Source organism: Litorimonas sp., assembly GCA_029936425.1.
Taxonomy (GTDB): Bacteria; Pseudomonadota; Alphaproteobacteria; order Caulobacterales; family Maricaulaceae; genus Litorimonas.
This window is the reverse complement of sequence record JAPYSU010000002.1, coordinates 293,991-308,466: the sequence shown is the minus strand read 5'-3', so window position 1 is coordinate 308,466 and position 14,476 is coordinate 293,991. Positions and strand designations below refer to the sequence as shown.

Here is a 14,476-nt window from a genome sequence, read left to right as displayed (position 1 = left end):
TACTCCAGAAGGTGACGTCTTCCTGTCCATGAGCAAAAGAACAATTCTGAATATAAGGGCAAAAGGGAAAGTGAGGATCTATCTCTTGGTTTTTTTATAAGAGGTTGAAAGGGCTTGGGTTTTTGAAGGGAAAGGTGGGGATCTTTCTCAATCTGACGAACTCTCTAAAGAAAATGTCACTGGTTTTCAGGTGCAGAATGGGTAAGTTTGGATTATAATTTATAACTCGGGGGTCAGAATGTTACGCCGCACAATCCTGTCATTACTCAATATTATCAGCCTTGGCGTTTTGACGGTGTTGTTTTTGTCTGGCCCTTCTGCCCTGGCGCAGGACGGCGCTGTGACGGCTTTTGTGAATGTGTCCGTTCTGCCGATGGATGGCCAGACCTCCAACGGTCTGAATGTTTTGGACAATCAGACCGTTATAATTTCAGGCGACAGAATTCTGAGCGTTTCAGATGCGGAGACGACAGATATTCCCGACGGCGCAATCCTGATTGACGGCGAAGGGCGTTTCCTTATGCCCGGTTTCGGGGAAATGCACGGCCATATTCCGCCGTTGTCGCAAGGCGAGCAACAGGTCAATGATACGCTTTTTCTGTATCTTTCCAATGGCGTCACAACTGTTCGGGGCATGTTGGGGTCGCCGGGGCAGTTGCAATTACGCGAAGACGCCAAGTCCGGCGCGCGCCTCTCTCCGACGCTTTATCTGGCCGGTCCCAGCTTTAACGGAAACAGCATTTCATCACCAGAGGAGGCAGAGAAGTCCGTCACATCTCAGGTCACCGAGGGGTGGGATTTGCTGAAAGTCCATCCCGGTCTGACCCGCGAGGAATATGACGCCATGGCTTTGCGGGCCAAAGCACTCGAAATCGATTTTGGAGGCCATGTGCCAGAGGACGTTGGACTGATCCATTCTCTGGTCGCCGGGCAACGAACGCTGGACCATCTGGATGGTTATATGGCGTATCTCGACGGGTTTTCGAAACTGATTTCCGATGAAGACTTCCGCGAAATTGCCCGCAAAACAAAAAATGCAAATGTCGGAGTGGTGCCAACCTCTGCGCTTTGGAAAACTCTGATCGGGGCCGGGAGTCTGGACGATCTAAATCAATATGATGAATTAAAATATATTCGACCTGATGTCGTCCAGAGCTGGCGCGACCGGATCGGGTTTCTCACCGAAGGAGATCCGCAAATCCATGAGCAGAACCGCCTTAAACTGCTGAAGATTCTTCAAGAGGAGGGCGTTGAAATTCTGTTTGGAACAGATGCGCCGCAGCTTTTCAGCGTTCCGGGGTTTTCCATTCACCATGAAATTGACGCTATGGAGGCGGCCGGTCTGAAGAACATGGATATTTTAAGAAGCGGCACATCTGCCATCGGGGCGTATTTCAAAGACGTTGACCAGTTTGGAACCATAGCCCCGAATATGCGCGCCGATCTGATTTTACTGGAAAGCAGTCCTCTGGACGATCTTGATAATTTGAAGTCACCCGCTGGCGTCATGGTCAGAGGCACATGGCTTTCCCGTCAGGAAATAGAGGCCGAACTGACGGCGATTGAAGCCCGCGCCAGACCATAACATCCCCATCTCTTGCGCACTCCGGCCCTTTGCAAATTCACAGAGACGCCTTACATTATATGGAATGACAGAGATGATTCCCTATTGGCTTGCCGGGCCCGAAGACGGCGCAGGCAATGACGACGACAGCGACGCGCCAGAACGCGGCGTTGCGACGAAAGTCCGGCCAAAGACAAAAAAACCGTCCATGTATCGCGTGCTTTTGATGAATGATGACTACACGCCGATGGAATTTGTGGTCTCCATCCTGATGGGGATTTTTAAAAAAACGCAGGAAGAGGCCACGCAGGTTATGTTGCAAGTCCATCAATCCGGCATGGGAACCTGCGGCGTATATACTTTCGAAGTGGCTGAAACAAAAGTGACGCAAGTCATGGATGCGGCAAAACGCAATCAGCACCCTTTGCAGTGCACGCTTGAGAAAGTTTGACCTTTAAAATGAGCCACGAGGCATAAATGGCTCACAAAAACGTAAAGCAGCTTCGACATATATATGCCTTGATTTCGGATTGACCCTCCCCAAATCTGGTTATCAGAAGGAAGGAAAATTAAATGGCTTCATTTTCTCCAGTCTTGGAAGACACCATTCACCGCGCCTTGACGCTGGCCACGGATCGTAAACACGAATTGGCCACGCTGGAGCATTTGCTGCTTGCGTTGTTGGATGACAAAGACGCCGCCGCCGTCATCAAGGCGTGCGACGTGGATATTGAACCTCTTCGCACCGATGTTGCGAAATATCTTGATGAAGATCTTGCCTCGCTTGTCGTGGACGATTTCGAGGAAGCGCGCCCGACGGCCGGATTCCACCGGGTGATTCAGCGCGCCGTCATACATGTGCAGTCTTCGGGCCGCGAAGAAGTCACGGGCGCCAATGCGCTGGTGGCTCTGTTTGCCGAGCGCGAATCCCACGCGGTCTATTTCCTGCAGGAGCGGGATATGACGCGCTATGACGCTGTGAACTATATCAGCCACGGCATTTCCAAAAACGGCGACGCGAATGTGTCCAAGCCGATTTTGGGCGCTGGGCAAGAGATGGACGGCGAGGACGCCAAGCAGAAAGACCCGTTGCAGGAATATACGGTCAACCTCAATAAAAAGGCGAAAGAGGGCAATATTGACCCGCTTATCGGCCGCGATGAAGAGGTGGAGCGCTGCATCATGGTTTTGTCCCGCCGCCGCAAGAACAACCCGCTTCTCGTGGGCGATCCCGGCGTAGGTAAAACGGCCATCGCTGAGGGTATTGCACGCCGCATTGTCAATGAAGAAGTGCCGGATGTCCTCCTGGACGCGACAATTTACTCGCTCGATATGGGCGCGCTCCTGGCGGGCACGCGTTATCGCGGTGACTTCGAGGAACGCCTGAAAGCGGTTGTGAACAAATTGCAGGACACACCCGGCGCGGTTTTGTTCATCGACGAAATTCACACCATCATCGGCGCCGGCGCTACGAGCGGCGGAGCGATGGACGCCTCCAACCTGCTCAAGCCGGCTCTGCAAAGCGGGAAACTGCGCTGCATGGGCTCCACGACCTATAAGGAATATCGTCAGCATTTCGAGAAAGACCGGGCGCTGTCCCGCCGTTTCCTGAAAATCGACGTGTCCGAGCCGACGCCGGAAGACGCTGTGAAAATCCTTCAGGGGCTGAAGTCCTATTTCGAGGAATTTCACAATGTGAAATATACCGCTGCCGCTCTTCAGGGCGCGGTTGACCTGTCTGTGCGTCATATAACGGACCGGAAATTACCGGATAAGGCAATTGATATTATCGACGAAGCAGGCGCGCGGACGCGTCTGGTTGAAGAGGCCAAGCGCAAGAAAAAGATCGATATCAAGGAAATCGAATCTGTCATTGCCAAGATTGCCCGCATTCCGCCGAAATCCATTTCGCGGGATGATGAAAAGGCGCTCAAATCCCTCTCTATGGATCTGAAACGTATGGTCTTTGGTCAGGATAAGGCGATCGAGCAGGTCACCTCTGCGGTCAAACTCGCCCGCGCCGGACTGCGCGAACCCGATAAGCCGATTGGCACTTATCTGTTCGCCGGACCCACAGGCGTCGGGAAAACCGAAGTCGCCAAACAGCTTGCCATGACGCAGGGTCTGGAACTGCTGCGTTTTGACATGTCCGAATATATGGAACGGCATACCGTGTCGCGCCTTATCGGGGCGCCTCCCGGCTATGTCGGATATGACCAGGGCGGACTTCTGACCGATGCCGTAAACCAGAACCCGCACAGCATTTTGCTGCTCGACGAGATTGAGAAAGCCCATCCGGATATTTACAATATCCTGTTGCAGGTGATGGATAACGGCTTCCTGACAGACGCCAATGGCCGCAAGGTCGATTTCCGCAATGTCATCGTCATCATGACGACCAATGCCGGCGCAGCGGATGCGGCGAAGGCCGGAATTGGCTTCGGACGCGGTCTGAAGGAAGACGAGCAGGAAGAGGCGATCAAACGCCGCTTCACGCCGGAATTCCGTAACCGCCTTGACGCTGTGGTCTCCTTTGCGGCGCTGACGCCTGAAGATATCGCCAAGGTCGTGGACAAATTCGTTATTCAGCTCGAGGCGCAACTCGCCGACCGCAAGATCGAATTTGACCTGTCCAAAGCGGCCAATCTCTGGCTCGCCAATGAAGGCTATGACAAGCGCTACGGCGCCCGCCCTCTGGCCCGCACCATACAGGAACATATCAAAAAGCCGCTCGCGGATGAGATCCTGTTCGGCAAGCTGAAAAATGGCGGCCTGGTCAAAGTCGGCGTGGACAAGAAGAAGGAAAAACTGACCTTCAAAATCGTCCCGCCCGCCAAGCAGGGCCTGTCCGGCCCGGATAAATCCAAGGGCCTCCCGTCTCCGGAGGATAATCCGAAAGAAGACGCTTAACGCCCGACATCAATCCACCGGATTGATGTGAGCAAAGCGCCGAGGCGACACCGCCTCGGATAATTCACAACAAAAAGCCCGCCTCTCGGCGGGCTTTTTAATAGGTTAAATCATTTCTCAATGGGAGAAATTTTGCGGTTTAATCCCCGAAGTGGACATTTAGTTGCAGTAATTTTAAAACCGATATTTTTGAGCAACTAAAGTTTGGAAAAATTATACCGTTATATTCATTCTGATTACAACATCGATCCTAAATCAGAGCCGACGCTCGGATAAGCACTCACCATCTTTTTCAAATCACTCGCCGTTAACTGAAGCCGAATAGCGAGACTAAAAAAATTGATAATTTCAGCATATTCGGGCCCTAGAAGGTGCGCGCCTAATATTTTATCGGTTTCATCATCGATAATGACCTTAGTTGCTGCGCAAGTTTCTCCTATTCTAAGATTAGAATACCAGTTGCTTGTGTCGTTCGTGGCAATCCGAAGCTTATAGCCAGCCGCTTTTGCTTCTTCTTCCGTCATCCCAACGCGTGCCAATTCGGGAATTGTAAATACGACTGTTGGCACACCATTATAATCGGGTTTAATGTGATTACCCCTCATCATATTTGAGGCAGCGACCTTACCCTCAAATACAGCAACAGGCGTAAGGGGTAAGCCTTTTGTATCGGCGGCATCTCCTGCCGCATAAACTGCAGGGTTGGATTTGCTTTGGAGATAATCATTAACCGCGACACCGTGAGTGCCGAACTCTATACCAGCCTTATCCAAATCAAGGTTATCAATAGCGGGAGTTCGTCCCGCACCATGCACGATCAGGTCAGCTGTATGGCTTCGCTGCTTGCCGTCAGTATCCAATACTACTGAATACCCGTCACCTTGTGGGGTTATAGACACGAGATTGGCTAGCGGAGTAAAATTAATCCTGGCCTCTGCGCTTCGCTTCAGCAATTTATTTACGTGGGCAACCTCAAAACCTTTGAGGGGCCGCTCACCGCGGTCGATAATATAAACATCACTGCCAGCCCGAGCTGCGATATGGGCGAACTCAAATGAGATAAACCCGCCGCCAACAAAAATGATTTTTTTAGGAAGAATTTCCAATTCTAAGAACTCAGTGCTTTCAGTAAGATATTCTGCGCCCGGCATGCTCATTTCCCGAGGCTTCGCACCTGTTGCAATGAGTATATTTTTTCCTTCCAAACGGGTTTCGCCGTCAATTTCAATGACGTTCTCAGCGACAAATTTTGCATTTCCGTGCAGTGTGGTAACCCCTTTTTTATCAAGACCAGATTCTATTTTTGGGGGCATTTTTTCAGTGAAAGTGCGCTTGAATGCAAGCAGGCCCGACCAATTAATCGCGAGATTGCCGGCCTCAATCCCTTTGCCTTTCATCAAAGTTGCGGCATCAATTATTTCGGCGCCACGCCTCAACATTTTTTTGGGATCGCATCCCCTTAATGCACATGTCCCGCCATAAGGCAGCTCATCTATGACGGCCACTTTCCAGCCAGCTGACGCGCATTTATTTGCCGCGTTAACAGCCGCCATACCAACGCCCAAAACAATAAGGTCAAACTTTTGAATTTGCATTTTACGTCCTCTTTTCTATAGCATTAAGTCCTTGGCCCATGACAAACGATCGTCCTTTATTCGTCCGAGATTGAATTAACCCGCACAGCATGAAAGCTTGGTGACATCCTTATCGAAAGTCTGCGCCGCTAGCTTCAACCCCTCTACGGTGGTCAGGTAGGGGAAAATCATCTCTCCGAGTGCATTGAAAGTCATACCTGTTTTTATTGCAAGCGCAGCGGTTTGTATCGTATCAGCGCCTTCAGGTGCCAGAACATGCGCGCCAAGCAACTTGCCATCAAGCGCGTCGGCGATGAGTTTGATTAAGCCGCGCGTATCACGCGCGGCCAAAGCCCGTGGGACATGTTTGAGATCAAGCGTTGAGGTTTTAACTTCTATTCCCTTTGCCCGCGCTTGTGCTTCCGTAAGGCCGACAGTTGCATAATTTGGATCGGTAAAAACGACCGCAGACATCGTATTATTATTATATGTTTTGGTATTCCCATTTATGGCGTTTTGCGCTGCGAGCTTGGCTCCATAAGCTGCCATATAGACATATTCGTCTCGTCCTGTGACGTCGCCCGCTGCATATATTCCAGGGATATTGCTCTGCATGGAATCATCGACAATGATACCGCCGTTTTTGGCCAATTTAACGCCTATTTCTTTAAGTCCGAGACCAGCCGTATTGGCTTTACGCCCGGTTGCCAGTAAAACTTGCTCCGCACGTAACTGCCGGACTTCACCCTTGTATTGATAACTCAGGCAGATTTCACCGTCGGATTTTATGGATTCATAGACAGAGCCGCAGTGCACTTGAATGCCTTCATCTCTTAGGTATCCGGTAAGCGCCTCGCTAATTTCTGGTTCTGCACCCGGGAGAACCCTTGACCGACAGAGTAGCGTTACTTTTGTTCCCATGCGAGCAAACATCTGTCCTAACTCACAACCAATTACGCCAGCGCCAATGACAATCATGGATTTCGGTAGTTCAGGCAGGTCAAGTGCGCTCGTGCTATCCAAATGCGGGACGTTTTGAATGCCTTGAATAAGCGGAAGATGCGAATGTGATCCTGTAGTGATGATGATTTTGTTAGATATATAAAGCTTTCCATCAACGGCCACACCGCCGCTCACAAGTTTTCCCATACCTTCAATATATTTGAGGGTCTCATATTGCGGTAATAAATCGGCGTATTTGGCCTGACGTAACTCCAAGACGAGTTTATTTTTATGGGCCATAACATCCCCCCAGCTATCAAGTTTTGCGTCTGCGCTGACCCCGTTAAAACGTTTTGCCGCAGAACTGGCATGCATGACATCGGCTGCGCGGATCATGGTTTTTGACGGGACGCACCCGACATTAACGCATGTGCCGCCAATCGTGCCTCCGCCAATAACAGCCACAGTTTTCCCCAGTTCGGCGGCGGTAATGGCAGCAGAGAACCCTGCGGAACCGGCCCCGACAATGATAAGGTCAAACGAATTTTCTTCGCCCACGGCGCTGCAATCTGACATGTAATTTCCTTTTTAGAATATAATTAATTCGAGTTCTTTTGACGTCGCCATAGGGCGTAAATCGTCAAAAGGACGAAGAGGGCAAGGGCCGGTAAAAGGACGTAATCTATATAGCCAGTTAGCGCTGATAAGCCGACAATGCCGAAGAGCACGACAAGGACGGGTGTAAAACAGCACAGAGCGGCGACAATCGTCCCGATAAGGCCGACACCCAGCAATGAGCGAGTTTTCATGCTCTAGCTCGTCACTTCATTTGCCGGATACCCAACGTCAGTGGAGGCTGCCGCTATTTCCGTGGGCGTCGTTTTTGACGGGTCATAAACAACGGTTGCGATTTTGGTTTTATAATCGACTTCCACTGATTTAACACCGTCAACGCGTTTCATGGCTTTCTTGACCGAGATTGGACATGTGGCACAGGTCATTTTATCAATTGCAAAAGATGAACTGGCCTCTGTCGCCACCACTTGAGTTTGAGCGTTCGCGGTCATGAGTGTATCGCTACTAACTGCAACCGCTCCTGCTACCAAGGCGGCGATGCTCGTTAAAATCAAAAGAGTTTTAATCATTATATTACCTTTCTAGTAAAATAAGGGGGCCCAATAATCGATGGTCAGAGCTAATATTACTGCGAAGGTCGCCAGCCATAATACAAGTTTGGTGAGGCGGGAGGATTGGGGTTTCGCGCAATAACTTCCGTCTTCGCAGGTATCGGTTTTCTTGAAATAGACGTGCCAAAACCCCGCTCCAATAAACAAAACCGCGATTCCAACAAAGATAGGTTTGTACGGTTCCAGCGCGGTGAAGTTACCAATCCACGCCCCTGAAACCCCCATGCTGATAAGAATGAGCGGCACGATACAGCAGGACGAGGCGAGTAGTGCGCCCACGACGCCGCCTGTAGCAAACAGCCGGCGTCTCCGGATAGACCGTTGCGGTTCTGAGCGAAATTGCTTGGTACGGTTCATCGGCAACCTTTAAATCTAGCGTAGTGCACTTCAATATTCTGCTTTGAGCTTTGTACGCCCTGTACTAACTACAGGTTCAAGCGATTAAATCAGTTATGCGTTCACAAAAAAGAGAGATGCGATGAAACGAGGTGAGTTAGCGAAGTTATCAGGATGTAATATTGAGACTATTCGGTACTATGAAAATATCGGGATATTACATGCGCCGGACAGAACTCCGGCCGGACATAGAGTTTATTCAAAAGACGATCAGTCTCGATTGAGATTTATTCTACGGACCCGTGAATTGGGGTTTTCGATAGAAGAAATTCGCAATCTATTGTCAATGGTCGATGCTAATGACTACACCTGTGGCGACATTCACGCCTTGACAACTACTCACCTCAACTCTGTGTCAAAAAAGATTTCAGACCTTCAATTGCTTGAAGATACATTGACCAGAATATCGAATGAATGCGGAAAAGGCGACACACCAGACTGTCCAATAATCGAAGCGTTGGTTAATGATACGCTTTAGTGTTCAAAACTACGATTGTTAAAATTGGAACTACTCAACATAATGTAGCTAGACATTTTCTATGAATTTAATGTCCGCTAATCCCGTAAACCGGCCTACCCCCGCGCCTTAGGAAATTCGCACGTTACCCCTTTCCCTTGTGCAATGTTATCTGATAACCTGTTTTTCTAATAAAGACCGGCGGCCGCCGTATAATAATTTTCAAGGAGCCAATTCATTGACCACATTTTCTCACACTTTCGCCAGGACCCTCGCTTTTGGGTCTCTCACTGTCATGATGACCAGCCTGGCGAGTGTTGCCGCGGCGCAGGACGCCCCTATTGTTCAACCCGGCGCGCCGGGCCAGTCCGCCCGCACGCTCAGCGCCGAGGAAGCCACTGATATTGCCGATACGAGCTATTCTCTGGACGATGTTCTGTTCATGCAGAATATGATTATTCATCACGCTCAGGCGGTTGAGATGGCGGCGCTGGTCGAAGGCCGGACGAATAAAGAGGAATTGCGCGATGTGGCGGGGCGGATTGATGCCTCTCAGGCGGATGAGATCGAGTTCATGCAAGGCTGGCTGAGTGACCGGGGCGAGGGACTCACGCCGCCCAAAATGGATCATGGCACGATGGGGTCAATGCATGACCATGGCATGATGGAGGGCATGGCGACGCCCGAACAGTTGAAAGCTTTGGCGGATGCAGAGTCGACCGAATTTGATCGCCTCTTTCTGGAATTGATGATTGAGCATCACGAAGGCGCGGTCACCATGGTGGATGACCTCACCGATCAGCCGGGGTCTGCCTATGATCCGGTTCTGTATGAGTTCATTTCCGATGTGAGGACAGATCAGATCGCCGAAATCGAACGGATGAACGCCGTGCTCGGCAGTCTCTCAACCGATCCGCGCGCGACCTTATCTCCGGGGTTTGAAGATGCGGGACAGGCGTCGATGAATCTGAAACTCGTCGCCTCCTTACCCAAACCGGCTGGATTTTTTGATCCGAAAAACCCGTCCGGATTGCCGCCGATAAAGCCCAAAAAAGAAAAAGAGGCTGAAGAGGCGTCTGACTCCGTGGACATGGCGGAAAAGTCCGATGAGGCTGACATGTCCGGTGAAGCCAATATGTCTGATGAGACACAAGGCCGGGATAACGGCCAGAGCAATGAAGATACACAATGGGGCGAGCGGTCGCCTTTGCTGAGCTTCTCCAATACCGATATGGCGTTTTCAGGCGATGTGATGGTGGCAGGCAGCTATCACGGCTTTAACGCCTATAGACTTCAGGACGACGGCGTTCCGAAATTACTGAGTTCCGTTGTCTGTCCGGGCGGGCAGGGGGATGTCTCGATTGTCGGCGATCTTTTGATCATGTCCGTCGAGCAAACCCGGGGCCGTGTGGATTGCGGTCTGCAGGGCATTAACCAGGATGTGAGCGACGAACGCTTTCGCGGACTGCGCATTTTCGATGTCAGTGACTGGACCGCGCCCGTTCAGGTCGGACAGGTTCAGACCTGTCGCGGTTCTCACACCCATTCTGTCGTGACGAGTGATGAAGATAAAATCATCGTCTATAATTCCGGGACGTCTTCGGTCCGCGACGAAGAAGAACTCGCCGGTTGTATTGGCAATATTCCGGGCGATGACCGCACGGCCCTGTTCCGAATTGATGTTATCGAAATTCCCGTGGCGGATCCGTCAAAAGCGCGCATCGTAGACAGCCCCGCCGTCTTTGCCGACCCGGAAACGGGCCGATTGGCCGGTCTATGGCAGGGCGGCGATCACGGGGAGGATACGCAGGAAACGCGCCAAACCAATCAGTGCCACGACATTACCGTCTTTCCGGAAGCCAATCTCGCGGCCGGGGCTTGCTCAGGGAATGGAATTATCTTTGATATTTCCGACCCTCTCAAGCCAACACGGATAGATGAGGTCGTGGATAAGGGATTTGCCTATTGGCATTCCGCGACGTTCAATAATGACGGCAGCAAGGTTCTGTTCACCGATGAGTGGGGCGGCGGCAGCCGGGCCCGTTGCCGGGCCTATGACCCGAAAGACTGGGGCGCAGATGCCATTTACGACATCAATAACCGGGAATTGGAGTTTAAGGGCTATTACAAAATGCCCGCTCCGCAAACGGACTCAGAAAACTGTGTGGCCCATAACGGCTCCATTATTCCGGTTCCGGGCCGCGATATTTTCGCGCAGGCCTGGTATCAGGGCGGTTTGTCCGTCATTGATTTCACGGACTCAGCCAACCCGGTCGAAATTGCCTATTTTGACCGCGGGCCTATCCATGAAGACAAACTTGTGCTGGGCGGCTATTGGTCAACCTATTGGTATGACGGGAAAATATACGGGACAGAAATTGCCCGCGGACTGGACGTCCTCTCTCTCCTGCCCAGTGAATATCTGAGCGAAAACGAGATTGCGGCGGCGAGCCTGGCCAATCAGGGCGGCGTCTTTAACCCGCAACAGCAATTCTCTGTCACCTGGCCCGCTGACCCCGTAGTGGCGCTGGCCTATATCGATCAGCTGGAACGCGAAGAGATGATGTCGTCGGACATGATGACGGAAATGACCTCGGCTCTGGACAAGGCAAGGGTTAAACTGAATTCGGGTGAGAGTGATGCCGAATTGTCGGAAGCGCTTGAATCACTGGCGGCGAGCCTTGAAAAAGATGGTCCAAATGCCGCAGAAAATGAGAAAAAAACAGCTCTTGGCAATTCATTAAAGGCCATTGCAGAGAGACTGAATTAAGAAACCTTTACCGGCGCCTTGTTCTGATTTGAGCTCGGCGCCGGGGTGTTTTTCAAAAAATATCAAAACTGCTATAAGGTAAAATTTTATTTAGCATTGTTCTAACTCGAGGGGGCAATTGTAAGGTTTTAAAATATAACATGACGAATTGGCGCCTTACTCTCGTTTTTAGTCTTATTATAGGTATAATTTTTTGTGTTATTGCAGCCTTTTATTATTACGGCTTAGGCTACAAAACAGCCCTTAAATATAAAACGGTGGCGAGCGATACGTATATCTTGGATATTACAAACCACAGTCCCAAACAAAGAGTCGAAATTTTAGAAGACGCATTTGAAGCGGCTGGAATTCAAATTATCCCTTATGGAGTCTCACCAGGTCCCGTTGATAGCTTTCATGTTTCGGATGATATATCTCAATTAGTTATTTTGTTGTATCATGACTGGGATCGCATTGATGTTAAAATTCTCGCCGCTAGATTCGGTTTGAATGAAAACCAATTTGAACAAAAAAGAATAAACTTAAGACAAGTCATAGATAGCCTAGAGCAAACAGATAGCTATGTCCTCGCCAAAATTTTTTCGGATTCAGAATTGATATATTCCTCTATGCAGGAGAATTGAAAGCAAAGAGTAAGCTTTCTCAACCGCCAAGCCTACTTGACTTTTCGCCCGATTTTCCCGATGTCCCCGCACACATTAACCCGGCGCGGCGGACCGTTTCTCCGTCTTGCGCCTCAAGAGCCCTGAAGACGGGCTGAGGAGTCAGAAATGCACGCTTTCCGTAGCCATACTTGCGGTGAATTACGCCAGTCCCATGTCGGCGAGACCGCCAAACTTTCCGGGTGGGTTCACCGTAAACGTGAACATGCCAATGCCTTGTTCATTGACCTGCGCGACCATTACGGACTGACGCAAGTCGTTATCTATCCGGATGTCGAGTTTTACGAGGCGGCCAAGCGTTGCCCGTCCGAATCCGTTATTACTATCACAGGCGAAGTTCTGGCGCGTGATAAGGAGGCGGTAAACGCTGAAATCCCGACGGGCGAGGTCGAACTTCGCGCCGCAACCTTCCATATCGAAAGCCAGGCTGAGTCCTTGCCTCTGCCAGTGTTTGGCGAGCAGGAATATCCCGAAGATATCCGTCTGAAGCACCGCTATCTGGATCTGCGCCGCGAGACATTGCATAAGAATATTATCCTGCGCGGTCAGGTGATTAATTCGCTGCGTCGCCGCATGATTGACCAAGGCTTTACCGAATTCCAGACGCCGATCCTGACGGCCAGTTCGCCCGAAGGCGCGCGCGATTTTCTCGTGCCGTCCCGTTTGAACCCGGGCAAATTTTACGCGCTGCCGCAAGCGCCGCAGCAGTTTAAACAGCTTTTGATGGTGGCGGGCTTTGACCGTTATTTCCAGATCGCGCCGTGTTTCCGCGACGAAGACGCGCGCGCGGACCGCTCACCGGGTGAGTTCTATCAGCTTGATGTGGAAATGAGCTTTGTCACGCAAGAAGATGTGTTTAACGCTATTGAGCCTGTCATGGCGGGCGTGTTCGAAGAATTCGCCGATGGCCGCGAAGTTCAGACCCCGTTCCCGCGTATTCCCTATAAGGAATCCATGGAGAAATACGGCTCTGACAAGCCGGATTTGCGTATTCCGTTTGAGCTGACCGATGTGTCCGAATTCTTCACGGACGAGTCTAAAACCGGCTTTGGTATTTTTGCCAAGATTACAAAAGGCGGCGGGAAGGTTATCGCGATTCCGGCTCCGCAGGCGGCGGCAAACCAGTCCCGCAAATTCTTTGATAATCTGGATAAATGGGCGAAGAAAGAAATGCAGGCGCCGGGCCTCGGCTATGCCCGCTTGAAAGAGGCAGAGGGCGGCGGCGTTGATTCCCAAGATCCTGTTCTTAAAAACTTCGAGCCGGAGCATTTGAAATCGCTCCTCGAAAAAATGGGCCTCGGCGCAGGCGACGGTATTTTCTTCTCTGCCGGCAAGAAAGGCGACGCTTATAAGCTCGCCGGCGCGGCGCGGAATAAGGTTGCCGCTGACCTTGATCTGATTGATGAAAAGGCCGGATTTAAATTCTGCTGGATTGTCGATTTCCCGATGTTCGAATGGGACGAAGATAATAAAAAGGTCGATTTCTCGCATAACCCGTTTTCCATGCCGCAAGGCGGAATGGAAGTGCTCAAGGCCGCCGATACGGTTGAAAAGCAGCTCGATATTCTGGCCTATCAATATGATATCGTCTGTAACGGTGTGGAGCTATCCTCCGGCGCGATCCGGAACCATAAACCGGAAATCATGTATAAGGCCTTTGAAATGGCCGGATATGGGCCGGAAGTGGTCGAAGATAAATTCGCCGGCATGATCAATGCGTTTAAATATGGCGCGCCGCCGCATGGCGGGATCGCTCCCGGCGTTGACCGTATTGTCATGCTGCTCGCGGGTGTGAACACCATTCGCGACGTGATCCTTTTCCCGATGAACGGTCAGGCGCAAGATTTGATGATGAACGCCCCTGGCGAAGCTGATCCGGCTCAGTTGAAAGAGCTGAATCTTAAGCTCGTGCCTGTGGTCGAGCAGAAATAACCAAGCCGATTTGTCATCCTGCGCAATACTTGCGCAGGAGTTCGGCCAATGAAGACCCTACTTTCGAACTTCCGCGACTTCG

12 protein-coding genes are annotated in these 14,476 nt (G+C 50.9%); 7 read left to right on the top strand and 5 right to left on the bottom strand.

Translation table 11 applies throughout. The features are described 5' to 3' along the window. Positions 1-238 precede the first annotated feature (238 nt). The 3 genes from ACN0IC_RS03235 to clpA all read left to right on the top strand — a co-directional run bounded on the left by ACN0IC_RS03235 (position 239) and on the right by clpA (position 4,474). On the top strand, positions 239-1,585 hold the full coding sequence (locus ACN0IC_RS03235; protein ID WP_416877319.1) for an amidohydrolase family protein: 1,347 nt from the start codon (positions 239-241) through the stop codon (positions 1,583-1,585). Between the two features lie 73 nt (positions 1,586-1,658). Continuing rightward, positions 1,659-2,015, top strand: a complete 357-nt coding sequence (gene clpS / locus ACN0IC_RS03230; protein ID WP_416877330.1) for an ATP-dependent Clp protease adapter ClpS — start codon at positions 1,659-1,661, stop codon at positions 2,013-2,015. Between the two features lie 122 nt (positions 2,016-2,137). Further along, entirely contained in the window at positions 2,138-4,474 is a 2,337-nt protein-coding gene (gene clpA, locus ACN0IC_RS03225; protein WP_416877318.1) for an ATP-dependent Clp protease ATP-binding subunit ClpA, read from the top strand. Positions 4,475-4,710: 236 nt separating this feature from the next. Here clpA and ACN0IC_RS03220 read toward each other — a convergent pair whose 3' ends face one another. From ACN0IC_RS03220 to ACN0IC_RS03200, 5 genes are all read right to left on the bottom strand, one after another. After that, positions 4,711-6,069, bottom strand: coding sequence for a dihydrolipoyl dehydrogenase family protein (locus tag ACN0IC_RS03220; RefSeq protein ID WP_416877317.1), 1,359 nt, complete (start codon positions 6,067-6,069; stop codon positions 4,711-4,713). Between the two features lie 75 nt (positions 6,070-6,144). Beyond that, positions 6,145-7,566 carry a mercury(II) reductase gene (merA, locus tag ACN0IC_RS03215; RefSeq protein WP_416877316.1) on the bottom strand — a complete coding sequence of 474 codons (1,422 nt, stop codon included), beginning with the start codon at positions 7,564-7,566 and terminating at the stop codon, positions 6,145-6,147. 23 nt (positions 7,567-7,589) lie between these two features. Continuing rightward, on the bottom strand, positions 7,590-7,799 hold the full coding sequence (gene merF / locus ACN0IC_RS03210) for a mercury resistance system transport protein MerF (RefSeq protein WP_416877315.1): 210 nt from the start codon (positions 7,797-7,799) through the stop codon (positions 7,590-7,592). 3 nt (positions 7,800-7,802) lie between these two features. Then, positions 7,803-8,135 carry a heavy-metal-associated domain-containing protein gene (locus tag ACN0IC_RS03205; protein WP_416877314.1) on the bottom strand — a complete coding sequence of 111 codons (333 nt, stop codon included), beginning with the start codon at positions 8,133-8,135 and terminating at the stop codon, positions 7,803-7,805. Between the two features lie 12 nt (positions 8,136-8,147). Beyond that, complete coding sequence (locus ACN0IC_RS03200) at positions 8,148-8,534, bottom strand: mercuric transporter MerT family protein (protein ID WP_416877313.1); 387 nt, start codon at positions 8,532-8,534, stop codon at positions 8,148-8,150. 121 nt (positions 8,535-8,655) lie between these two features. Between ACN0IC_RS03200 and ACN0IC_RS03195 the strand changes: the two genes are divergently transcribed. The 4 genes from ACN0IC_RS03195 to aspS all read left to right on the top strand — a co-directional run bounded on the left by ACN0IC_RS03195 (position 8,656) and on the right by aspS (position 14,394). After that, positions 8,656-9,051 (top strand): MerR family transcriptional regulator, encoded by a 396-nt coding sequence (locus ACN0IC_RS03195; RefSeq protein WP_416877312.1) that lies wholly within the window; start codon positions 8,656-8,658, stop codon positions 9,049-9,051. A gap of 274 nt (positions 9,052-9,325) precedes the next feature. Further along, positions 9,326-11,800, top strand: a complete 2,475-nt coding sequence (locus ACN0IC_RS03190; RefSeq protein WP_416877329.1) for a DUF305 domain-containing protein — start codon at positions 9,326-9,328, stop codon at positions 11,798-11,800. Between the two features lie 140 nt (positions 11,801-11,940). Further along, positions 11,941-12,423, top strand: a complete 483-nt coding sequence (locus ACN0IC_RS03185) for a hypothetical protein (RefSeq protein WP_416877311.1) — start codon at positions 11,941-11,943, stop codon at positions 12,421-12,423. 147 nt (positions 12,424-12,570) lie between these two features. After that, positions 12,571-14,394, top strand: a complete 1,824-nt coding sequence (aspS, locus tag ACN0IC_RS03180; RefSeq protein WP_416877310.1) for an aspartate--tRNA ligase — start codon at positions 12,571-12,573, stop codon at positions 14,392-14,394. Positions 14,395-14,476: the final 82 nt, after the last annotated feature.